The sequence below is a fragment of the Vibrio sp. 779(2023) genome, from assembly GCF_033344285.1.
GTDB lineage: Bacteria > Pseudomonadota > Gammaproteobacteria > Enterobacterales > Vibrionaceae > Vibrio > Vibrio alginolyticus.
This window is the reverse complement of the sequence record NZ_JAWPOM010000001.1, coordinates 22,740-44,686: the sequence shown is the minus strand read 5'-3', so window position 1 is coordinate 44,686 and position 21,947 is coordinate 22,740. Positions and strand designations below refer to the sequence as shown.

The following is a 21,947-nucleotide window of genomic DNA, read 5'->3' as shown; positions in this document are numbered from 1 at the left end:
CTCCTTAACAAAGCATAGAACGATTTTAGCCGAACCCTTTGGGCAGCGTTTGTTGGTCATTTCTCCTGCGTTATCAGCTTTTTCATGTAGGCTAACTACACATCAAAGCTTCTGCCTTGCACAAATACCCAACAATTCGCTGCAAAAATCAGCTCGAAAGGTCAACAGACCTTAAACTCGATGTAAATCGCTGTTTTTATCTAATTGTTGTCTAAAGTTTCTAGAGAACTAACTGCAATAGTGATTGCCAAAAGAAACGACACCTTTTGAATACAGGGAGAGGAAATGGAAAGCCCACTTGTCACACTCAAACACGCCAGCAAAAGCTTTGTTGATGGCAAAGAAACACATCGCGTGTTAGAAGGCGTCGACTTTACGTTGAACACAGGAGCGAGTGTTGCGCTAACGGGCGCAAGTGGTAGCGGCAAAAGTACTTTACTCAATGTCATCGCTGGCTTTGAGCCACTTTCCGAAGGTGAGTTGTGGTTAGATGGCGATAACACAGCGGCTTGGAAAGACCCACAATGGAGCCAATTTCGACACCAAAAACTCGGTGTTATCTTTCAGCAATTCAATCTATTAACGCCGCTCAACGTGCAGCAAAACATCGCCTTCCCTCTGCATTTGAATCAGCAGAAATGGAACGACTGGTGCGATTATTTGGTCGAGACTCTGGGCATCAGCCAACTGCTCGATAGACATGTTTTTACCCTTTCCGGTGGTCAACAACAACGAGTCGCTATTGCGCGCGCCTTAGCACACAAACCTAAACTGCTACTTGCTGATGAACCCACAGGTAACCTTGACCAAAAAGCAGGGTTAGAAGTGATGAAACTGCTGAGTGAAATCACCACCCAAGGCAATACCGCCGTGCTCTTGGTGACCCACAGCCATGAATGCGCTGAATTTATGAAAGCACGGCTGCGATTGGATAATAGTCAGCTACAGAACAGCCATCAAGTAAACAAACATGAGCTTCACCATGAAGCAAACTAAGCCATCAAACAACAGATTCACTCATACTCGACTCGCCCTGAATCTGTTTGCAGCGCACTATCGGCAGGCGCCACTGCAAGCCGCCGCAATTCTGATCGGTATCGTGTTGGCTGTGACCTTGTTTGTTGCGGTGCAAGCCATCAACCTCAATGCCAAGCGCAGTTATGCGGAGTCTACCGAGCAGCTTAGCGCACAAGCTCAGAACGTAGTTATTCCACCAGCAGGGCAAAACTACCTGCCCGAATCGCTCTACTTCACCCTTAGACAAAACGGACTCAGTACAGCGCTACCTGTAATCGAAGGGCGAGTGAGAGACGAACAAGGTCGACGCTGGTCAGTACAAGGTAGCGAGTTGATTGCCGCTATCTCTTCACGTTCTCGCTATTCATCAGATAGTGAACAGAACGTGTCTTTGTTCGATAGTGCTTTACCTTTGCCTGAGCTTTTAGCCGGCAAGCCAATCGTGATGATGAGCCAATCTCAACATCAAAACTTAGGAGAGGTAGAAACCCTAACTCTGGACGACATTCCAACCCAAGTGGTGGTGCTACCTGACGAATGGCAGTTAGGTAGCCGAATGTTGATGGACATTGGCTTTGCCCAGCAATTGCTCAATAAACAAGGACAGCTCAGTTACATTGCGGTTTTCCATTCGGGTGATAAAGGGAATAAAGACACGCAAGCAAATTGGCAGAACCTTATTGGTGAGCAAGGACAATGGATTGCCAATAATCAAAGTACCGACCTTGGTTCGCTGACCGACAGCTTTCACCTCAACCTCACGGCAATGAGCTTACTCGCGTTTTTAGTCGGGCTGTTCATCGCTTACAACGGCGTAAAGTACAGCTTGCTTAAACGCAATCGGCTGTTAGTGCAAATTCAACAAGCGGGTGTTGCGCCGAGCATTGTGTTCTCTACGCTGTTAGTTGAACTCACAATTCTCGTTACCATCGGCGCTTCCCTCGGTTTTGTATTGGGCATGCAGCTTAGCCACTGGTTACATCCGACCGTGGCACTGACTCTAGAACAACTTTATGGCGCGACACTGCTGCCCGGCACTTGGCAGTGGCAATGGTGGGCGCAAGCCCTGCTACTCACGTTAACCGCAACCCTATTGGCATGTTGGCAGCACTTTAAACAGCGAGTGCGCCAGCCGCTTTCCTCTCATGGCGGATTTTATCAAGCGCCGGAAGCCTCTAACGAAAACCAATTGTTCGTGATAGGTGCTGCGTTGACGGCTCTCGCACTCGCAGGGTTATGGCTGAGTGAGCATCACCGCTTCACCATGGCGTGGCTCGGCGTGCTTGTGGTGTCGATTCCTTTGTACCTACCCAAAACACTCAGCGTGTTAGCCAATTGGTGTGAAAAGCGCACCAGTTCTGGTTTGATGCAGTATCTGTTTGCTGAGCTACGCGAGCTGATTTCTCCGCTTTCTCTCGCCATGATGGCACTGCTGCTCGCCGTTACAGCCAATATGGGCATGAACACGCTAGTTGGTAGCTTTGAATCCACCCTAAAACAGTGGTTAGAACAAAGGCTGCACGCCGATATTTACGTCAGCCCTGCCCAAGGAGAAATCGCTGATGTAGAGCGCGCGTTGGGGCAGTTCGACAAGGTTGAGACCGTCTACAAGCAATACTACGTCGACGATAATCTGCAAGGCTTACCGATTTTGCTTGGCACCAAAGACAAAGACACCTTAGAGCAAACCATGGTTTTCAAATCGCATTTAGAGAACTTCTGGTCACGTTTTTACCAAGGTGAGTTAGTCGCTATCAGTGAACCGACTGCGGTCAAACTGGGTTTATCATTGGGTAGCGAGCTCACGCTTGATGCCATTCCAAATAACAACCTGCTTGTGGGTGCGGTATTCCACGATTACGGCTCACCCAACGGTGAAGTGTTATTAGCACCAAAGCTATGGCAAGAGAGCGGATTTACCGACTTGCCGACAAGCCTTGGTATTAAAGTCTCGGGGGACCCACAAATCGTCTACGAGCAACTGCGCGAGCAATTGAATCTGCACCCAAGTCAGCTCTACGATCAGGCGCAAATCAAATCCATCGCGTTGGATATTTTCTCGCAGACCTTCGCCATTACGCGCGCACTCAACGGTGTGACGTTGATGGTCGCGGTGATTGGCTTGTTCAGTGCTTGCTTCATGTTGCTCGACGCGCGCAAAGCCGCCATTGCAAGGCTGTATGCACTTGGCGTAAGCCGTCGTAAATTAATGACCATGGTGGTCGGGCAGATCGTCGCTTTGGTCAGTTTTACTCTGGTTATCGCCCTGCCCCTCGGTGCCATGGTGGGCTATGTACTGACAGACATCGTCACCTTGCGTGCTTTTGGTTGGAGCTTAAATTATCTGTGGAATTGGAGTGATGCGCTGAGCATTTCGGCAATCACCATCTTGGTAGCGGTGATTGCAACCTTGATTCCGCTGTGGCGATTGGTCAGTAAACCTGTCGTCTCCAGTTTGCAAAGCGAGGTGTTGTGATGGTTCGATTAGCAAGCAAACTTACTCTGCTCATAAGCAGTCTGTTCCTGTTCGGTTGTGAAGGTGCCCAACAAAAAAATATGGGTACGCAAAATATGGGCAAGTTGCTGGGAAGCGGAGATACGCAAAGCGAGAGCAACTTATTCACACCCGTAGAAAAAGGGGTTGAACTCACCTTTCCTGCCGATCATCAAGCGCACCCGAATTTTCGTCATGAATGGTGGTACTTAACCGCTAACTTAATTGATGAAGATGGCACTCCACTTGGCGTCCAGTGGACACAATTTCGCTTTGCTGCTGCGCCGCCAACGGACGAAGATGACGTGAAGAAAACCGAGTGGCAAGCTCAACAAATCTACATGGCGCACAGCGCAGTCACGACAACCGACAAACACTACGCCGATGAAAAATGGTCACGCGCTCAAGCCTCTCTCGCTGGCGTCGACACCTCACCATTTCGCGTTTACCTCGATGATTGGCAGTGGACCTCTTCAACCACCGACCTCTTCCCTGCCACATTGAAGGCGAACTCCGAACAGTTTGGCTATTCGCTGACGCTTACCAGCAGCGCACCTTATCAAAAGCAAGGCGAGCAAGGGTACAGCACCAAAAGCGCCGATGGTCAGGTGGCTTCGTATTACTACAGCCAACCGTTTATTGAAGTCTCCGGTAAAGTCACGCTCGACGGCAAAACCCATCAAGTGTCGGGCAAAGGTTGGATAGATCGAGAGTGGAGCTCGCAATTCTTACTCGACTCACAACAAGGCTGGGACTGGTTTGCCCTAAGGTTGAGTGACAACACTAGCTTGGTGGTGTTCCAATTGCGTGATTCCAAAACCGGACAAGCCAGTTACTCCAGCGCAAGGCTGATGCAGCAAGATGGTTCTGGCATCGCTATCCCACAAAAGGACATTCAGTTAAAGGCGACCAAGCAAACAGAAATCCAAGGGCGAAAGTATCCAACCGAGTGGCAAGTATCGATTCCTAACCAGCAAGTTGAGCTTACGGTTTCTGCACTCAACCCGAACGCGAAAATGCCCCTTTCTGTGCCTTATTGGGAAGGCCCTGTGCGCATTAAGGGCTCTCATTCTGGGACAGGTTATATGGAACTAACGGGGTATTGAAAAGTTGAGTGATTACCCCAATTATTCAGCTAGTACAAACACAGGTAACCGAGTGATACACTGCACCTCAGTGTCATCCAATGAATGATTGAAAGGAAATATGATGAACCCAATTATCGCCTTGCTGAAAGAGAACAACATCAGCGATGAGCAAATCAACGAGATTTTTCAGACTCTGACGCAAAACCCTCTAGCGGCAATGGCAACAATCAGCCAACTAGGCTTGCCACAAGACAAGCTACAAATGCTGATGGCGCAAGTGATGCAAAACCCTGCGCTAATCAAAGAAGCCGTAGACGAGTTGGGATTGGATTTCTCAAAGGTTGAAGAAGCAAAAGAGAAGCTTCAAAGCCAAAACCAAGGCAACTAAGTCTTAGCCATTTACCGCTGAATATAGAAAAGGCCGTTAACCCGAGCATGTGGGTTAACGGCCTTTTTTGTTGGCTACTTTGTTGTTAGCTACTTTTTTGTCGGCTAGTTATTAGCGATTTAAAGACGCGAATTGTTCTGCGGTCATACCGTAGTAAAGTTTATCGTCAAAGCCTTGCTCTAGTTTGTAGTAGTCTTTCTGACGGCCTTCTTGAGTAAAACCATTTTTCTCTAACGTCTTGTAAGAGCCAGCATTAGAAGCGTAGCAATCGGCACTGACTTTATGCGCGTTTAGCTCAGTAAATCCAATCTCGGTCATCATTTGGCAAGCGCGAGTCGCAACGCCTTTGCCCCATGCACAAGTTGGTAACTGATAACCCACTTCGTAGTTGCCAGTTAAGAACATCACTGCGGTCACTGCACACATTCCCATGTACTGACCTTGTTGGTCACGAATCACGAACGTTGGGCTATCTGGCCAAACATCGTCTTTAATCGCTTGTGCCGTATTTTCAATAATAGGGCCAAAGAAGCCTTCATATAGGCTGTTGTCAGCAGGTGCGAAGAATAGATACTGATTGACCTTATCGTCGTTCAACATCTCGATAATATCTTGTAGATCAGAGCCTTGAATCAGTTGGATAGTCAACGATTCTTTAAATGGGATGGCTTCGCCTTGTTTTAGTTTTTGATATGACATGTGTTACCTCGTTATCTGCTGAAAATAGTAGCCCAGCGGATAAGAGAAAAATTGGATTTTTGCGACAACTTTCGGGCTGAGTAGCAATGTATTACGACTCAAAGTCGCCATAGATATCGATCGTTAAGTCACGCTTTTTCAAGTACCTGCTCGGTGTTTTCCTTAGCTGCTGTTTGAGGGTACGAATCAAATGCGATTGGTCACTGAAACCAAATTGTTGGGAGAAGCTCGCCCAATCAATCGCCTCTTGTTGCTTGTAGAGGGTCAAAATCATCTGCTCTAGACGTGCCATTTGTTGATACTGCTTAACGCTCACCCCCACCACTTGTTTGAAACTGCGCTCAAGCGTTCTTCGAGAGCAGGCGCACTGTTTGGCTATCTCATCAATATCCATCGCTAACTCAGGTGAGCGTAGCGCTTGAACGTCCATCACGGACACCGCTTTTTGCGATGCCAAAAACGGTTTGATACGGCAAGGTTCGATATCTAACGCATCTAAATGTCGCTTGATATAGTCCAGCAAACATTGCGGTGAATCCTGCAACTCTAACTGCCATAGACCTTGTTGAAAGCGCTCATCAAACGCCGTGTTGAGCCAATCAAACCATTCGCATTGGTTAATTGCTGTAACTTGGGATGCATCACTAAACCGTGACTCAATGGCATACAAACCCTCTGGGCGAAAGGTGATACCAATACGCTTGATGGGTGCCCTATCTTCCAACAACAGCAAATGTTCGTTAGCCGTTAATAAGTGGCAGCCTTTGCCAGCAAGCTTAATGTCCCCCGTGTCGTAACTGTAGCCTTGCTCTGGTGGCGTAAAGAGTAAATGAGCACGCGGGTTTGGAATAAGATGCGGCTTGGGGTCAATGACTTCACCCTCTGGCACTTCCAAGTACCAAACTTGATGAATGAGCCATTCGTACTCTGGCAGAGACTGTTTCCAAGCTATCATGATTGTCCTAGCGGTTAGTAAAGATAATAAGCGCGACGTTTTTGCTTCAACATCTGTTCGTTGAGTGTGACTGATTGACGCTCATCTCGCCACGCATTTCTCACCCTGCTCCCTTGCAAGCTTGTTGGATTGCGGTAGGCTTTGAGCAGAGAAAACAAGCTGAACAGAACAAGGAAATCCCCCGATGCGCGTCGACTACCACCAACGACTGGTTCCTGTGATTCGTTATTTAGAACAACACTTTAATGAACCACTCAACCTGCCAGAAGTGGCCGCGCTGGCGAACCTTTCTCCTTATCACTTTCATCGTACCTTCAAAGCCGTGCAAGGCGAGACATTGGCTGATTTCATTCGACGTTTGCGTCTAGAAGCCGCCGCCGATGACTTATTCAAATCTAAGCAACCGGTATTGAACATTGCCCTAGAGTACGGATTTTCTAGCTCACAGAGCTTAGCCAAAGCCTTCAAACAACATTATGGCGTTACACCTACGGCCTTTCGTGACTGCGAAAACTACCAGCAGTTTTCTGAATTAGCACGAAACAGCAAGATTGGACACACGTTGCGCAAGAATGGAAACGAAGTAACACCAAGCGATTCATATACTGGCTCTGAACTCACCAAATGGAGCACGACAATGGAAACGCAAAACTTTGAAAAAGCAAAACTGGCTTACATTCGCGTAAACGGCCCTTACGGCCAAGGCTATGAGGAGCCCTCAGGTCGCCTGTATCAATGGGCAGGAATAAAAGGTTTGGCAGGCAATACCTGCATCTTCATCTACCATGACAACCCAGAAATCACGCCAGACGAGAAGTGCCGTACTGATATCTGCTTGATGGTGCCAGAAGATACCGAAGTTCCGAAAGGCATTGAGCTGCAAGACTTCCCCGGCGGTCAATATGCGGTGATGCGCCAGCACATTACTGACCCAAGCCAATACTCAAAAGCGTGGGATGATGTCATGAGCAAGGTAATTGAATCCGGTATTGAGAACGACGACCGTCCTTGCTTTGAGCTTTACCACAGCTTCGACCCACAAACGCATCATGCAGACGTTAGCTTCTGCACCGCCATCAAATAAACCAAAAGCCTGCATCGTTGCAGGCTTTTTCATTTCTTACTCTGGTTGATTAAGTCCGTTCTTCCAAACGCTGTTTATCTTTTAATCCAACTACTTAGAACACGAATGAATACCTCAGTATTTTCGTGATCCTACTTCGCGTTTTGAGCACGCGCATTCATTCGCTCGGCTGAGTTGGGATTCATTTCACAGATTATTCATGAAGCGAACCTAGACTGAAAAAATTCCATCGACCCCGTTAGACCTACAACGCTAGGCACAATAAAAACTAGGTACTACAGCACCTCTAGGACATTCCATGAAGAAGAACTTACTTGCCATTGCTCTTGGTAGCGTGATTGCGCTGACTGCTGCCCCATACTCTATCGCGGCTAACGATGCTGCTGTCCAATCTTCCGCCGACTACTCACAGATCGTCACCAAACGTCAGGTTGTCGACCAACTGCTGAATGACGCGGTACAAGCATTCAAATCCCCTGCGCGTATCTCGCATGCGGGTTTTACCGCCAAAATGCCGAGCAACATGGAGATTGTTACCGACCGCTTACTAGAAGCATACAAACTTGAGCCGTACCGCACTGATCTACTGATTTCTGCAGCAAACGCGCAGATCTATAACAAGAATGCAGACCGCGCGATTGAACTGTTTGAACAAGCCCTTTCTGTTGCACCAGACGATGTGGATTTGCACGCCTACTTAGCAGTGTGGCAACGGTTTGAGGGCAACCAAGCGGAATCAGCAAAACACATGGCGACGCTCACTAAACTCAATGCAGGTAAAGCGGCAGATATCCAACGCATCTTCGACACCGTAGACCGCGTACTTGCAACGCCACTAAAAGAGAAAGCCGATAAAGGCAAACTGGATGACAAAGGCGCAATCGTCACATTGGGATACGCACTGAACCCAGATGGTTCAATGCATCAGATCTTGGTTGAGCGTTTGGAAACCACGCTAGCCATGGCGAAAGCAAACCCAGACGCGTTGATCGTATTGACGGGCGGCGTACCGAAGAACCACAAAACCGAAGGCAAGTTAATGGCAGATTGGCTGATTGAAAAAGGCATCAGCACAGATCGCATCATTGAAGAAAACTACGCCACCAGCACGGTAGGTAACGCCCTATTCAGCAGCTATGCATTGGCGCGTCATAACATCAAACACGCGACCATCATAAGCTCAGCGAGCCACGTGCGCCGTGGTCAAACCTTGTTTGAAATCGCAAGCTGGCAAACTGGCCCGCAAGACATCACTTTCGACACCGTGAGCTATCCAGACAAGCCACTGAAAGACTTAGCCAAAGCCAGCGATGGCGAACTGCTTGGTATCTACCGCGACGCACTTCGTACTTACGGCATGTGGAGCTACCGCTCTTACCCGCTAGAGTCGCGTTAATACACTAGAGCCAGAAAGCAAAAGAGACCGCGTTAATGCGGTCTCTCATAGAATCATTTGAACATGATGCAGTGGTCAATCAATGCGTTTTGTAGGTTTTGTTTGTCACTCAGAATCACTAGAGCATAGATAGTATTTTTGTCACCAATTCGGTAAAGCAGCTTGAATCCATCAAAGCTAAATTGCCGGATGTCGTAAACACCGATTGTTGTCAGTTCATAACAAGGGGGATAGATAGACGGGTTATTCAAAACGTTGTGTTCAAACCTCTGCTGAACCGCAATTAATCTATCAATCACATCGTTGCGAGCGCTCCAGTTCGATAAATAGTTAATACTCTGAATAGCCGTATTTTCAAAGGTTTGTGTATAGAGAACTTTTGCTTCCATGCTCGTATCAAACTCAATCTTTGAGTGCTGCTAACGTGCTCTTCATATCTTCTGATGACTTTACACGTTCATTCGCAACATCATTTTGAGCAAAGCTAACAAACTTCATTAAAGCAATGGCTTCATCACGCTTCTGACGTTCTTCATAAGACTCAACGACATAAATAGGCTTACCATTTTGCGTAATCGTCATTGGTTCATCCAGCTCAAGCTTCGCAGCATTCTTTTTTAGATAACTTACCGTTTCAGTGCTCATCACATGACTCCTATCGGCAACCCCGCTGGTGTAACAACAAGCGAAACCAGCCGAGCTATACTGCAGGTTTGACCGAAATATTTGAATCAATAGAAAGTGCTAATCACATTCTATTTTTCGTTTAGATTTTGACCTAATCTTGCCAACTATACCTATGCATTTCGAACAAACCAAATTAAGTTTAAATTTAGACTCCTACTTCAAATATAGAAAAAGCCTGCGTACTTGCAGGCTTTCTTGTCTTTGTGCAGTGATAAGAGCCGCTTAAATTGCTTCGCCGTTTACCGTTACTGCCACATCAATGTTGCCACGAACTGCGTTTGAATATGGGCAAACTTGGTGTGCAATGCGCGTTAGCTCTAGCGCTTGTTCTTGCGGCATGTCTAGCTCTACCGCTAGGCTCACTGTTAGTGCAAAGCCGCCGTTATCGTTAGGACCGATGCCCACTTCCGCTGTTACGGGTGCACTTTTCAGATTTACTTTACCTTCACGTGCTACGTGCAGAATCGCGTTAGAAAAACACGCTGAATAGCCCGCTGCGAAAAGCTGTTCTGGGTTAGTTGCTGCGCCTGTGCCGCCCATTTCCTTCGGGTATGACAGCTCTAGATCGAGAAGACCGTCATCAGTTTTTACTTGACCATTACGACCAGCCAAAGCGGTAGCTTGAGTTTTGTATAGAGTAGTCATGCGAGTGTCCTTCTTAATTTAAGTTGTGCACAATTTAATTGCTTGCAATCTTATATCGAAGTGAAGATAGTTTGCAACTATATTGTGCACAATTTATTTTATAACTCTCTTTCTCTGTAAGCAGGTAGGCAACGCCAATGAGCCAGTGTTACACCGACAACACCATGACCGACGACGATAAACTCTTACTCGAAAACCAAGTTTGCTTCCCGCTCTACAGCGCTGCAAACGCAGTGATCCGAGCTTACCGCCCGTTGTTGGACGAGCTTGATCTGACTTATTCGCAGTACCTAGTGATGATGGTGCTGTGGGAGAAAGATGGTGCTAGCGTGAAAGAGTTGGGGTCTCAACTGCATTTGGACTCAGGCACACTCACGCCGCTGCTTAAACGCTTAGAAGCAAAAGGCTATGTAGAGCGCGGCCGAAGTGAAACCGATGAACGCGTTCGCGTACTCAATCTAACAGAGCAAGGTCGTGACCTTAAAGAACAAGCTAAGTCTGTGCCAAACGCCATGATGTGCAAAATCACCTTAGAGCTGGATGAAATGATCATGCTGAAGAAGCTATGTGGCAAAGTGCTCGACAATCTGAGCTAACAAAATAGAAGCATTCGCTTCCCCACTTCCTATTAGAAAGAGCCTGCCGAGATGCAGGCTCTTTCGATCTTATTCAGATCATCCACTTAAGGTCCTCATCAGTATTCTCTATTGTTACTCTGCCTTCATCTTCAATAAAACCTATCAATGCAAACCCACTTACATCGGATTTCCCTATCAAGTGAAATAGGAAATGGCTATCAATAGGATAGTTACAAGCGATTTTCCTTAAACACACTCCGATGAGAATATACTTTCCGAAAGCAACAACAGCTCAGCTTAAAACATTCAAAGGAAAGTAAATTATGATTAATACTCAAATCAAACCATTTGCAGCTACAGCGTACAAAAACGGTGAATTCGTTGAAGTAACAGAACAAGACGTTCTAGGTAAATGGGCAGTATTCTTCTTCTACCCAGCAGACTTTACGTTTGTATGTCCAACAGAACTGGGCGACCTAGCAGACCACTACGAAGAGCTACAAAAACGTGGCGTAGAAGTTTACTCAGTATCAACTGACACACACTTCACTCACAAAGCATGGCACGACAGCTCAGACACAATCGGTAAGATTCAGTACTACATGCTTGGCGACCAAACAGGCAACATCACAAACAACTTCGGTGTGATGCGTGAAGGTCAAGGTCTTGCAGACCGTGCAACGTTCCTAATCGACCCAGAAGGTACTATCCAAGCAATGGAAATCACTGCTGAAGGTATCGGTCGTGACGCAGAAGACCTACTACGCAAAGTGAAAGCAGCTCAATACGTAGCAGCGCACCCAGGCGAAGTTTGCCCAGCTAAATGGAAAGAAGGTGAAGAGACACTAGCTCCATCACTAGACCTAGTTGGCAAAATCTAAGCCACTGAAATTTAAGTTCTAATCAGTTCCGATTTCCTTTTTCTGATTAGAACTGAATTAGAGAGCACTTCAGGTTAGATACCTTGACGACCTTCTGCCTGATTTGCTCTCTCCCCCTCAGGTTTTATCTACAGTAACCACTTTTTAGTTTTAATTAAGGTAGTAACAACTATGTTAGACCAAGCGATCCAACAACAACTCAAACAATATCTGGCTAATGTAAAAGAAGAAGTTCGTTTAGTGGTTAGTCTAGATGAAAGCAAAGCATCGAATGACATTTTGTCTCTAGCGAACCAAATCGCAGAGATGAGCGACCTAATCACCGTTGAACGTGACGACAACGCAAGCGCACGTAAACCAGTGATGGCGGTAACTAACCCAGCAAAAGGCACAGCACTACGCTTTGCAGGCTTACCAATGGGTCACGAATTTACCTCTCTAGTATTGGCACTGCTTCATTCGGGCGGTCACCCAATCAAACTAGAACCGGAAGTGATTGAGCAAATCGCAGCACTAGACAAAGATCTAGACGTAGAAATCTTCATTTCATTGTCGTGTCAAAACTGTCCGGACGTGGTTCAAGCGTTCAACATGATGGCGGCGATCAACCCGAAAGTAAAAGCAACCATGATCGACGGTGGTTTGTTCCAAGATGAAGTGAAACAACGCGACATCATGGCCGTACCAAGCGTATTCGTGAACGGTGAGCTATTCGGTCAAGGTCGTATGTCTCTGACTGAAATCCTAAACAAAGTGGATGACGGCGCGAGCGAGAAAGCCGCAAAAGCACTGAGCGAGAAAGATCCATACGATGTACTTGTTGTCGGCGGTGGTCCTGGTGGTAGCGCAGCTGCTCTATACGCCGCTCGTAAAGGTATTCGCACTGGTGTGGTTGCTAAGCGTTTTGGCGGTCAGGTTATGGACACCATGGCAATCGAGAATTTCATTTCGGTAAAACGTACTGAAGGTCCAAAACTGGCAACTGACCTAGCAGAACACCTAAAAGAATACGACGTAGATGTTGTGACTGAGCAACAAGCTGAGAAGCTAATGGGCGCAGCACACACAGAAGATGGTTTGATTCACATTCAACTTGAAAGCGGCGCAACGCTGAAGAGTAAGAGTGTCATCCTTAGCCCTGGTGCACGCTGGCGTGAAATGAACGTTCCGGGTGAGCAAGAGTACCGCAACAAAGGCGTCGCGTACTGCCCACACTGTGACGGTCCACTGTTCAAAGGCAAGAAAACTGCGGTTATCGGCGGTGGTAACTCAGGCATCGAAGCGGCTATCGACCTTGCTGGTATCGTAGAACACGTAACGGTTCTTGAATTTGCAGACGTACTTCGCGCAGACCAAGTACTTATCGACAAAGCGAACTCACTACCAAACGTAGACATCATCACGATGGCGCAAACAACAGAAGTAGTGGGCGACGGTACTCGCGTAACAAGCTTGAAGTACAAAGACCGCAACACAGATGAAATCAAAGAGATTGAACTGTCAGGTATCTTTGTTCAAATCGGTCTAGTACCGAACACAGAATGGCTAAAAGATTCAGAAGTAGCGCTATCTGAGCGCGGCGAAATTGAAGTCGGCAGCCGTGGCGATACTAGCCTAGAAGGTGTCTTCGCAGCGGGTGACGCAACAACCGTTCCTTACAAACAGATCATCATTGCGATGGGTGAAGGTGCAAAAGCAAGCTTAGGCGCATTTGACTACCTAATCCGTAAGCAAGGTTAATCTCCAAATTTCTTGGACACAAAGCGCACGGTGCTGTGTTTTCTTCCCCGGAAAACCAATCGGGGCACCGTGACAGCGATGAGTAACAAGAAATAAAATCAAAAAACTAGAAGCCCAAAGACTTTGCCAGCAGGTACTAACTGCTGGCTTTTTTGGTTTTTTTTTTTTTGGGGGGGGGGGAACAAATTATTACTAGAAATAACAGAGTAAAATAAAGCTGCCGAAATACACTTAGGGTGAAACATTGCGGGCTTTAACTCGTTTCTACTGCTTCAAATATCAGACCTTTTAGCTGACAACGATGGTAAATTTCATACAAACCACCTAATTCATCATTGCAGTAAACACCGCTTCCGTTATTTTCAATCCTGAACAAGCCTCCGGATTTGATTGATTTAATACTCAACACTAATTTTTTAAACCGCTTTACACGACTTGGCTTACCATTAGCTCTTACATTTAACACAGTGCGATCCTTATCAATGGCATCGCAAGTTTTGAGTATGTTTATGGCATACCAACGCTCGCCAGCGACGCGTAATGGCAAAAACTCACAACTGGAATCAAGAGCTTCGTTTATTTGATTATATGCGGACTCAGAACAAGCAAACTCGCCTGCACGCCAGATTGCAAAATCAGGTTTTGTTGTAAGCATGTGGTTATCACTCACCCACTCCAAATCAATAATCATCCAAGTATCAGCGACACGCTCACCACATAACTCCCGCAAATCGCCATCCGAGTATTGTATAGAAATCTCTAGTTGAGTTTCTTGTAAAAAAGGGAAATTCTCAACATCATGATTAAGTGTAAAAACTTTCATCTTTTGCTTACTTAAATCAAACGGTTAACTGGAAGTCCCCATCATGTAACATCTTTCCAATCTTGCACAAGGTTTCAATGATTTCTGTGTGAGCCAACTCTTCAGTGTCAGCTGCCTGACCTTTATAAATGGCGTCTACAAATAAAATCAAAAAAGCCCTTTACCTCAACTTTACTTGAGGTTTTAGCATATTCATCGTTGGCTAGAAAATGACAAAAAGGAGCACATCATGATCCAACTAGAACATATTAACTTAGTCGTGAAAGATATCCCTGAAATGCTGAAGTTTTACCAAACTGCATTTCCACATTGGTACGTGCGTGATGAAGGTAAAGGCGAATGGAGTGGCAAACCAAGAAACTGGCTACATTTTGGCGACGAGTATCAATACATAGCCATGAGTGACCATGGCGAAGAAGAAAACCGCGAGTTGAGCGGGCACCAAGTTGGGCTAGCGCATTTTGCTTATGTGACCAACAACGTCGATGCAATCATCAAAAGACTAACCGATGCAGGTTATCCGATTGCCCAACCTGGTGCTGATGAACCATATCGCAAAAATGTGTATTTTGTTGACCCTGCAGGTTTTGAGATTGAATTTGTTGAATACCTGGCGGATGACCCAAAACTTCGTAACCTGACAAGCTAAAAGAGATGTAAATAATAAAACGCCAGCAGATAGTGACTGCTGGCGTTTTATTTTTTATCTATCGGGCTTCTTTATCGCATTAGCGCTGTTTGGCAAAAACCTGAGTCCAGTAATACCCGTAACGTGCAGAGTGATTTTCGACAAGCGACGCGCCCATCTGATCAAAATCCGCACTCATGATATTAAGGCAGTGACCTTCACTCGATAACCAAGCATTCACGACGGCGTTAATGGTGCTTTGCCCTACGGCGACATTCTCACCAATGGCGCTCCAAGCATAACCCGTTGCGTTAACTCGATCTGACATTTTGCTGCCATCAGAGCCTGTGTGGCTCATGAAATCGCTGTTCGCCATATCGCTTGAATGTCGATAAGCGGCGCTTTCCAAATCGTAGCTCCAAGTCAGGGCCCCAACAGGTGGCATGGTGGTTGCGCCACACTGTTGTGTAGTAGAGCGAGCGCTGTTGACCGCTGCAAGCATCTGCTCGGCAAATGTGCCTTGTGACGATGTGGAACCTGTGTTTTGTGAGCCGCTTTCTGCTGGGGCTGACGACTCCCCATCGCCGCCACATGCGCTGAGAAGTAGGGCCAAAGCAGGCACTAAGATCTTAGTTGGCATTGTCTTTCCTTTATGAGTGACGAAGAGCAAACTGCGCTTTTCGATAATAACGCCCAATAAACTAACAAAAACCAATAAAAGCGCCATATAGCTTAGGGGGTTTTAACCAAAGACTCACATGAAGTTTTCAATCGCCTTGGTTCGGTCGATAAATCGGCAACGTTTCAGCCCAAGTATGGAATGGCGTTTCATCCATATCCTGTATTGCTTGAGTGATAAAATCGATGAACACCCTAACTCGTGCAGGCACATATTCCCGGTTGGCATAGAGAAGATACACGCCATTTCCTGCTTGGCGCATGCTCGGAAATATCGGCACTAAACGCCCCGCTTTAAGCCAGTCTCTCGCGATAAAATGAGGGATCTGAGTTAATCCTAAGCCTTCTGCGCAAAGCTCTGCCATGGATTCACCGTCATTTACAATGTAGTTTCTTTCGGGGTCATATTCACTCGCACCGTCTGGTTCTGGCATCCGAATCGGCAACAGTTTCCCCGTTTGTTTAAAACGAAAACGAACCCAAGAATGGTCATTGAATACATCCGGGCCACTCGGAACACCATGGCGCGCTAAGTAATCCTGACTGGCACAAATGATAAAATCGATAGGGCTGAGCTGACGCACAATCAATTGACTATCGTGAACGACACCAGAGCGAATCGACACATCAATACCTTGCTCAATAATATCAACGTAGGCGTCATCGTAATGAATATCGATAGTGATGTTAGGGTAGCGGCGACAAAACTCTTTTAATAAAGGACGAATATAGAGGCGACCGTACGAGACTGGCACATTAATCTTAAGCTGCCCTGAAAGCGCATCATTGTGACTTTTTAATGAATCCTCACATGCCGCCAGCTCCTCCAGTACAAACCTAGCAGTATTTGCGTACCTACGACCAGCTTCTGTCAGGCGGCTCTGTCGCGTAGAACGTTGAAAAAGCTGTATACCCAAATCGCTTTCAAGACGATGTATGGCTTTACTCACGGTCGAAGGGTCAGTGCCATACACTTTGGCAGCCGCAGCAAAACTACCGCCATCTAAAGTGGCAATAAAAAATCGTAGGGACCGTATCTTATCCATATAACCAATGAACTCTATTCATGAATTTTATTCACTTTAGTAAAGACAAAGTGGCTCTTCAATCACTAATTAGCCTAAATATAATGAACCTCAATAACTTGATGCTCTGTTAACGAGGAAAAAACCATGGGTAAAAACGGATTGAAGAATGCACTACAACTATTGATAGCGACACTAGTCCTATTCTTTGGGATGCTTCAAACAGCACATGCCGCAGATAAACGAATTGGTATTCTGGTTTACGATGGCGTACTGACCTCTGATGTTACTGCGCCTTTAGAGGTTTTTGGCGTCGCAAGTCGTCTCACTTGGTTTAGTGATTATGACGTGCTCACCATTTCCGTCTCAGATCAGAAAACCATCACCACTGAAGAAGGATTAAAAATTGGTGTGGATGCTTGGATTGGTGATCTGCCGGAACTCGACGTATTGGTTTTAACATCCAGCTATGACATGGATGCACTAATCGAAAATAAAGATCTCATTCACTTTGTTAAAACTACCTCAAAGGCGGCAGATTGGATGGCAAGTAATTGCTCTGGCGCGTATTTGTTAGCCGAAGCTGGCCTTTTAAACGGCAAAAAAGCAACAACTTGGGCCGGAGGTGAAAACGGCTTTCAAAGAGATTACCCAGCAGTCAAAGTACAAGTCGACCAGAATTTTGTCATTGATGATGGCGTTATCACTTCGAACGGTAGCCTAGTTAGCTATCAAGCTGCTCTTAAGCTACTTCACCTTATGACTTCAGAGTCTAAAGCTCAGGAAGTCGCAGATGCCATCCAGTACTCACGCTTTTCCAACCAACCATTTTAAGCGTGTAAGAAAGAAATCAGAGTCACCCTTCGATATTTGGAAGGTTAACTCTTCGAATTTGTCTTCCTAATCGAACAACCCTTTTTATCACTGTAAAAGCGATAAAAAGGGTTGTCGTTCATCTGGCAGACACAACGTGCTCTCCAAACTTTTTATCTTAATGCTATGGAAAAACATAAACGTTACGAAGCACTGACGAAAGATCGATACCAAGAGATTTACCGTCTCGCGTATTGGTTATGCAAAGATCACCACCTTGCTCAAGATTTAGCGCAAGAAACCTTTCTGAAAGCGTGGCGATTCTTTGATAAATTAAATGACCCCAACGCCGCGAAGTCTTGGCTCATTACTATTTTGCGTCGTGAGAATGCTCGGCGCTTTGATAGAAAACAGTACGATTTTGTCGACATTGATGAGTGTGCAATACAGACAAAAACCTACCCTGGCAGTGACTACGACATGGCCCAAGATTGGCTTCAAAAACAAATGATGATTCTCGAACCCAAATACCGAGAGCCGTTGCTCTTGAGCTTAGTGGCTGGGTTGAATCATGATGAAATTGCCCAAGCCTTGAGGCTCAACCACAACACAGTGGCGACTCGATTATTCAGAGCGCGTAATCAGATCATCGCACAGAAGGAGAGTCATTAAGACACAAAAAGTAGTCAATCATGTAAACTAACTGGCTATGCTCCGGTCTATTTCATAAGTCGTTACACAACTCGACGCTTTAACGCTTTACATCAAGCGCGACTAGATGAACACTTCTTGTCAAAGTACAATAACAGCCGACATAGAGTAGAGTCAGTAAAACATTATGAGTAACACGACGGCGAAAAAGCCGAATCCCTTATTTGAAATCCTTTTCAACGTATTTATCCCTTCCTTCATTTTGATGAAGTTTAGTGGCGATGAGCATCTAGGGACAGCAATGGCGCTGGTTGTCGCTTTGCTATTTCCTATCATTTATGGCGGTATGGACCTTGTCCGTAACAAGAAATTTAACTTTATTTCTGCTCTGGGCTTTATCAGTGTTCTACTAACTGGTGGCATCGGCTTGTTAGAGCTTGATACACGCTGGTTAGCACTAAAAGAAGCCCTGATTCCTGGCCTGATCGGTTTAGCGGTTTTGGGTTCAACGTTTACCCGCTACCCGCTGATGCAGAAGTTAGTACTGAATGACACTGTGTTGAACCTCGCGTTGATTAACCAACGTTTAAAAGAAAATGGTAAAACCGATGCGTTCGAACGTTGCCTTATGTCTTCTAACTACCTGTTTGCAAGTACTTTTGCGTTCTCATCTGCAATGAACTACTTCCTTGCGACTTGGATTGTGACTAGCCCTTCTGGTACTGCTGCCTTTAACGAAGAGTTAGGAAAAATGACGCTGTACAGTTACCCAATGATTGCCATCCCAAGTATGTTGATGATGTTCGGTATTTTTTATTACATTTGGCGTCAAGTACGTGCGATGACATCGCTCGAAACAGAGCAAATCTTCCATCTAAAATAGCCCAATCATTACAAGTAAACCCATAAAAAAGGGAGGATTTTATCCTCCCTTTTCTCAACAGGCTCACTGTAATTCACAGCGTCAAAATGATTTTTCCTGACACTGCTGACGAGCGTCGCTCAACCATTTCAATCGCTGTTTGAAAGTCCTCTAACGGCAGATCATATGCAACGTTTAACTTTATGTCGCTGCTAATAAAGTGTTCTAACATTTCAGCAAACACCGTCTTTCTCCCGCCTTTACCTACCGATTCTTCCCAATACCGCAAAAAGAATGTACTAAAGTCGATGTTGTTGGCCTTCATCGATTCAAAAAACTCAGGCGTATAAGGCGTTAACGACAATGTTCCGTAGTTGATGTATTGGCCGTTTTCTTTCAAGGTACGAATGAGATCCGTGCCAGCCTCACCACCTATCGCGTCCAGAGCGACCGTTGGTTGTGGCAGTTGGCGCGTTTGCAGCTGCGCTTGTAGTTCTTTCTTCGCGTCCAACACTGGAATCGTATCGTACGGATACTCGTCTCGCTTTGAGGTCACAGCAATCAGTGCAAAACCCAGTGAATGGGCGAGCTGGGCAAATATCTTACCGATCGCTGACCCAGCTGCATTGATGATCACCACATCGTCTTTGTTCAACTTAGCTACTTTAGTGGTGATCACCCACGCGGTTAACGCGTTGATGTACAACTGACAGGCATAGCCGTTCTCCAAACTCTCAGGTAGTGGAAAAAGATTCTCAGGCGAGGCATCTATATAGTATTGCCAAGTACCACTCATCGCCACCAACACCTTTTGCCCAACTTGAAGGTCAGTTTGACCAACTGCACTGACTTCCACCACACGCCCAACCGCTTCAAATCCCGGCACGCGAGGTGGTACGTGAACGCGGCGGTATTGCCCAACACCATGAATGGAAAGCAAGTCACTTGGGTTAATATTGGTGGCTTCCAGTCGCACCCGAACCTTGCCCTGAGCAAGCGGTTTGAGGGGCTCTTTTTCCAACGACAGCGACGTTTTGGGTTGACCAAAACAGAATTGATTCACTCGAGTATTTATCGTTGGTGCCATTGCTATTCATACCATGTAATTGAAATTCAAGAAGGAAGTTTCGTAACTTCTACTCAAAAGCATTAAGTGAAGTCGAAACTCTGTACTTCTACCTGCGCGATGCGCCGTTCACTCTAAACTGTTGTGGCGTCATATCAAAATAGGCTTTAAATGCTTTGATGTAGGATGAGTCGTTTTGATAACCCACTAGGTCTGCAATGGCTTGGATTGACAACGATTCATCTAACAAAGAAAGCGAGTAAATTAGCCGAATTTGTTGCCGCCAAAGTAGAAATGAAGTGTTGAATTCCTTGGCGAACAGCCGTGATAAAGTACGCTCAGACGCCCCAATTTTCTCCCCCCACTCTTTTAGCGAACAGCTCAACGCTGGCTCGTCAGTCAGTCGCTCGAAAATCAGTTTTAGTCGTCTGTCTTGTGGCAGCAATAACTGAAATGTCTGCACGTTGCGTTTCAAAATTTGATCATGCAGCACCGCCAGCAAATGCAGCACTTCTTCGTGGCTTGTCTCACCTTCACACTGTCTGCGGATCTCTTGTAAAAGCTCATTTAAAAACGACGTTAAAGCAATGGTTCTCACTTGTGGCTCGTACGTTGCGCCAAACTCAGGGTTGAGGTAAATACCAACAAATATCGTGTTGCTTAGAGCAATCGACTCGTGTTGAACACCCGCAGGAACAAATAACGCAGAGGTGTGCGGAACCAAATGCTGATAATGCTCCGTTTGTGTTTGCAATAACCCTTTGATAGGAAAGATGATTTGATGCCAAGTGTGTTGATGCAGCGCATCAATGTAACCTTTTGGCATGTCGATGGTTTTCACCAAAACAGGAGAATGGGGATTCGCGTCCATCATCTTATTGGAGGTGACGACGCCTGACTTCGAATCAATTTGGCGAGTTAGCATTGTTAGTTGTCTTTTCATCCCTACACCGACACAAGTTTACTAGGCTATCATGCTCCGCATCGCGAATGAAGGTAAACACTTTATCTCTCATTCAAATAATAAGGAGGTTACATGAAGAAAATCGGCGTCGTAAAAGCAGTGCTAGCAGGGAAAACCGTCCCTTATGCTCATGGTGCGCAAAGCGCAATCAACAAACAAGTGCTGCCTGAGCGCCAGCATGCAACAGAGCTCGGTTTTATCAGTGATGAGCAAGGTGATCCGCGCTTTCATGGTGGCATTCAAAAAGCGCTTCATATTTACCCAAGCGAACACTACCCAATCTGGCAACAAGAATTAGGCGAAAGACCAATTTTCCAATCCGCCGGCGGCTTTGGCGAAAACATCAGCTCCGAAAGCGTCACCGAATCCACGATTTGCTTGAAAGATAAAATTCGCATCGGCTCAACACTACTGGAAGTGTCGCAAGGTCGCATGCCTTGTTGGAAACTTAACGTACGCTTTGACCAACACGACATGGCGAGAAGACTGCAAGATACGCTTCGAACAGGCTGGTATTTCCGAGTGCTGGAAGAAGGCGATATCGGTGCAGGTGACGAGATTATTCTGTGCGAAAGACCTTATCCAGAATGGCCATTGGCTCGTATCATGGGTGCGGTTTTCACTGGCTGTTTAGATAGAAAAGAACTCACTAAGCTGTCTGAGCTGCCGTTAGTCGAGTCTTGGGGCAAGCTGGTCGAGCGCCGTCTAGAAACTGGTGAAGTCGAAGATTGGGAAATGCGCTTGATTGTCCCAACTGCCGTTAATACTCAAAAGTAAAATTTGTA

At 46.1% G+C, this 21,947-nt stretch carries 24 protein-coding genes; 14 read left to right on the top strand and 10 right to left on the bottom strand.

What is annotated here, in order from left to right; genetic code table 11:
- Positions 1-285: 285 nt before the first annotated feature.
- From R8O70_RS00220 to R8O70_RS00205, 4 genes are all read left to right on the top strand, one after another.
- Positions 286-996, top strand: a complete 711-nt coding sequence (locus R8O70_RS00220) for an ABC transporter ATP-binding protein (protein WP_182016050.1) — start codon at positions 286-288, stop codon at positions 994-996.
- On the top strand, positions 983-3,493 hold the full coding sequence (locus tag R8O70_RS00215; RefSeq protein WP_258625371.1) for an ABC transporter permease: 2,511 nt from the start codon (positions 983-985) through the stop codon (positions 3,491-3,493). The genes R8O70_RS00220 and R8O70_RS00215 overlap by 14 nt, the downstream gene beginning before the upstream one ends.
- The gene (locus R8O70_RS00210; RefSeq protein ID WP_132936223.1) at positions 3,493-4,617 is read left to right on the top strand and encodes a lipocalin-like domain-containing protein; all 1,125 of its coding nucleotides are present in this window, start codon (positions 3,493-3,495) and stop codon (positions 4,615-4,617) included. The genes R8O70_RS00215 and R8O70_RS00210 overlap by 1 nt, the downstream gene beginning before the upstream one ends.
- Before the next feature lie 103 nt (positions 4,618-4,720).
- Positions 4,721-4,987 (top strand): DUF2999 family protein, encoded by a 267-nt coding sequence (locus tag R8O70_RS00205; protein ID WP_004746427.1) that lies wholly within the window; start codon positions 4,721-4,723, stop codon positions 4,985-4,987.
- Between the two features lie 111 nt (positions 4,988-5,098).
- Here the strand turns inward: R8O70_RS00205 and R8O70_RS00200 are convergent, their stop codons facing one another.
- Both R8O70_RS00200 and R8O70_RS00195 read right to left on the bottom strand, forming a co-directional pair.
- The gene (locus tag R8O70_RS00200; protein WP_258625369.1) at positions 5,099-5,686 is read right to left on the bottom strand and encodes a GNAT family N-acetyltransferase; all 588 of its coding nucleotides are present in this window, start codon (positions 5,684-5,686) and stop codon (positions 5,099-5,101) included.
- Positions 5,687-5,777: 91 nt separating this feature from the next.
- Positions 5,778-6,641: a helix-turn-helix domain-containing protein gene (locus R8O70_RS00195; protein WP_258625367.1), complete on the bottom strand. Its 864-nt coding sequence runs from the start codon at positions 6,639-6,641 to the stop codon at positions 5,778-5,780.
- A 184-nt stretch (positions 6,642-6,825) separates the two neighbouring features.
- Here R8O70_RS00195 and R8O70_RS00190 point away from each other — a divergent pair, with 184 nt between their 5' ends.
- The gene (locus tag R8O70_RS00190) at positions 6,826-7,725 is read left to right on the top strand and encodes an AraC family transcriptional regulator (RefSeq protein WP_258625365.1); all 900 of its coding nucleotides are present in this window, start codon (positions 6,826-6,828) and stop codon (positions 7,723-7,725) included.
- A gap of 298 nt (positions 7,726-8,023) precedes the next feature.
- Complete coding sequence (locus tag R8O70_RS00185) at positions 8,024-9,121, top strand: ElyC/SanA/YdcF family protein (protein ID WP_258625362.1); 1,098 nt, start codon at positions 8,024-8,026, stop codon at positions 9,119-9,121.
- A 53-nt stretch (positions 9,122-9,174) separates the two neighbouring features.
- On the opposite strand, the gene R8O70_RS00180 is transcribed toward R8O70_RS00185, so the two are convergent.
- The 3 genes from R8O70_RS00180 to R8O70_RS00170 all read right to left on the bottom strand — a co-directional run bounded on the left by R8O70_RS00180 (position 9,175) and on the right by R8O70_RS00170 (position 10,453).
- On the bottom strand, positions 9,175-9,510 hold the full coding sequence (locus tag R8O70_RS00180) for a type II toxin-antitoxin system RelE/ParE family toxin (protein WP_020195558.1): 336 nt from the start codon (positions 9,508-9,510) through the stop codon (positions 9,175-9,177).
- A gap of 13 nt (positions 9,511-9,523) precedes the next feature.
- Entirely contained in the window at positions 9,524-9,766 is a 243-nt protein-coding gene (locus R8O70_RS00175) for a type II toxin-antitoxin system Phd/YefM family antitoxin (protein ID WP_005383516.1), read from the bottom strand.
- Between the two features lie 264 nt (positions 9,767-10,030).
- Positions 10,031-10,453 carry an organic hydroperoxide resistance protein gene (locus R8O70_RS00170; RefSeq protein ID WP_005374640.1) on the bottom strand — a complete coding sequence of 141 codons (423 nt, stop codon included), beginning with the start codon at positions 10,451-10,453 and terminating at the stop codon, positions 10,031-10,033.
- Between the two features lie 137 nt (positions 10,454-10,590).
- Between R8O70_RS00170 and R8O70_RS00165 the strand changes: the two genes are divergently transcribed.
- The 3 genes from R8O70_RS00165 to ahpF all read left to right on the top strand — a co-directional run bounded on the left by R8O70_RS00165 (position 10,591) and on the right by ahpF (position 13,652).
- Complete coding sequence (locus R8O70_RS00165; protein WP_005383518.1) at positions 10,591-11,049, top strand: MarR family winged helix-turn-helix transcriptional regulator; 459 nt, start codon at positions 10,591-10,593, stop codon at positions 11,047-11,049.
- 305 nt (positions 11,050-11,354) lie between these two features.
- Positions 11,355-11,912, top strand: a complete 558-nt coding sequence (gene ahpC / locus R8O70_RS00160; protein WP_005374632.1) for an alkyl hydroperoxide reductase subunit C — start codon at positions 11,355-11,357, stop codon at positions 11,910-11,912.
- Between the two features lie 171 nt (positions 11,913-12,083).
- The gene (ahpF, locus tag R8O70_RS00155; RefSeq protein WP_005374617.1) at positions 12,084-13,652 is read left to right on the top strand and encodes an alkyl hydroperoxide reductase subunit F; all 1,569 of its coding nucleotides are present in this window, start codon (positions 12,084-12,086) and stop codon (positions 13,650-13,652) included.
- A gap of 253 nt (positions 13,653-13,905) precedes the next feature.
- Here ahpF and R8O70_RS00150 read toward each other — a convergent pair whose 3' ends face one another.
- Positions 13,906-14,475, bottom strand: coding sequence for a hypothetical protein (locus tag R8O70_RS00150; RefSeq protein ID WP_064369556.1), 570 nt, complete (start codon positions 14,473-14,475; stop codon positions 13,906-13,908).
- Positions 14,476-14,704: 229 nt separating this feature from the next.
- Here R8O70_RS00150 and R8O70_RS00145 point away from each other — a divergent pair, with 229 nt between their 5' ends.
- The gene (locus R8O70_RS00145; protein WP_132936215.1) at positions 14,705-15,124 is read left to right on the top strand and encodes a VOC family protein; all 420 of its coding nucleotides are present in this window, start codon (positions 14,705-14,707) and stop codon (positions 15,122-15,124) included.
- A 79-nt stretch (positions 15,125-15,203) separates the two neighbouring features.
- Here the strand turns inward: R8O70_RS00145 and R8O70_RS00140 are convergent, their stop codons facing one another.
- On the bottom strand, positions 15,204-15,743 hold the full coding sequence (locus R8O70_RS00140; protein WP_005398264.1) for a CAP domain-containing protein: 540 nt from the start codon (positions 15,741-15,743) through the stop codon (positions 15,204-15,206).
- Between the two features lie 127 nt (positions 15,744-15,870).
- A complete protein-coding gene (locus R8O70_RS00135) occupies positions 15,871-16,827 on the bottom strand; it encodes a LysR family transcriptional regulator (RefSeq protein WP_017820076.1) in 957 nt (318 codons plus the stop codon).
- Between the two features lie 126 nt (positions 16,828-16,953).
- Here R8O70_RS00135 and R8O70_RS00130 point away from each other — a divergent pair, with 126 nt between their 5' ends.
- The 3 genes from R8O70_RS00130 (at position 16,954) to R8O70_RS00120 (ending at position 19,153) form a co-directional block, all read left to right on the top strand.
- Positions 16,954-17,640, top strand: a complete 687-nt coding sequence (locus R8O70_RS00130; protein WP_132936213.1) for a DJ-1/PfpI family protein — start codon at positions 16,954-16,956, stop codon at positions 17,638-17,640.
- A 120-nt stretch (positions 17,641-17,760) separates the two neighbouring features.
- The gene (locus R8O70_RS00125; protein ID WP_255209459.1) at positions 17,761-18,291 is read left to right on the top strand and encodes a sigma-70 family RNA polymerase sigma factor; all 531 of its coding nucleotides are present in this window, start codon (positions 17,761-17,763) and stop codon (positions 18,289-18,291) included.
- A gap of 166 nt (positions 18,292-18,457) precedes the next feature.
- Positions 18,458-19,153: a VC0807 family protein gene (locus tag R8O70_RS00120; protein ID WP_005383527.1), complete on the top strand. Its 696-nt coding sequence runs from the start codon at positions 18,458-18,460 to the stop codon at positions 19,151-19,153.
- A 73-nt stretch (positions 19,154-19,226) separates the two neighbouring features.
- Here the strand turns inward: R8O70_RS00120 and R8O70_RS00115 are convergent, their stop codons facing one another.
- Positions 19,227-20,219, bottom strand: coding sequence for a zinc-dependent alcohol dehydrogenase family protein (locus R8O70_RS00115; RefSeq protein WP_054576540.1), 993 nt, complete (start codon positions 20,217-20,219; stop codon positions 19,227-19,229).
- 88 nt (positions 20,220-20,307) lie between these two features.
- Positions 20,308-21,123: an AraC family transcriptional regulator gene (locus R8O70_RS00110; RefSeq protein ID WP_054575376.1), complete on the bottom strand. Its 816-nt coding sequence runs from the start codon at positions 21,121-21,123 to the stop codon at positions 20,308-20,310.
- 111 nt (positions 21,124-21,234) lie between these two features.
- On the opposite strand from R8O70_RS00110, the gene R8O70_RS00105 reads away from it, so the two are divergent.
- Positions 21,235-21,939, top strand: a complete 705-nt coding sequence (locus tag R8O70_RS00105; protein ID WP_025768698.1) for an MOSC domain-containing protein — start codon at positions 21,235-21,237, stop codon at positions 21,937-21,939.
- The last annotated feature ends 8 nt before the right edge of the window (positions 21,940-21,947 follow it).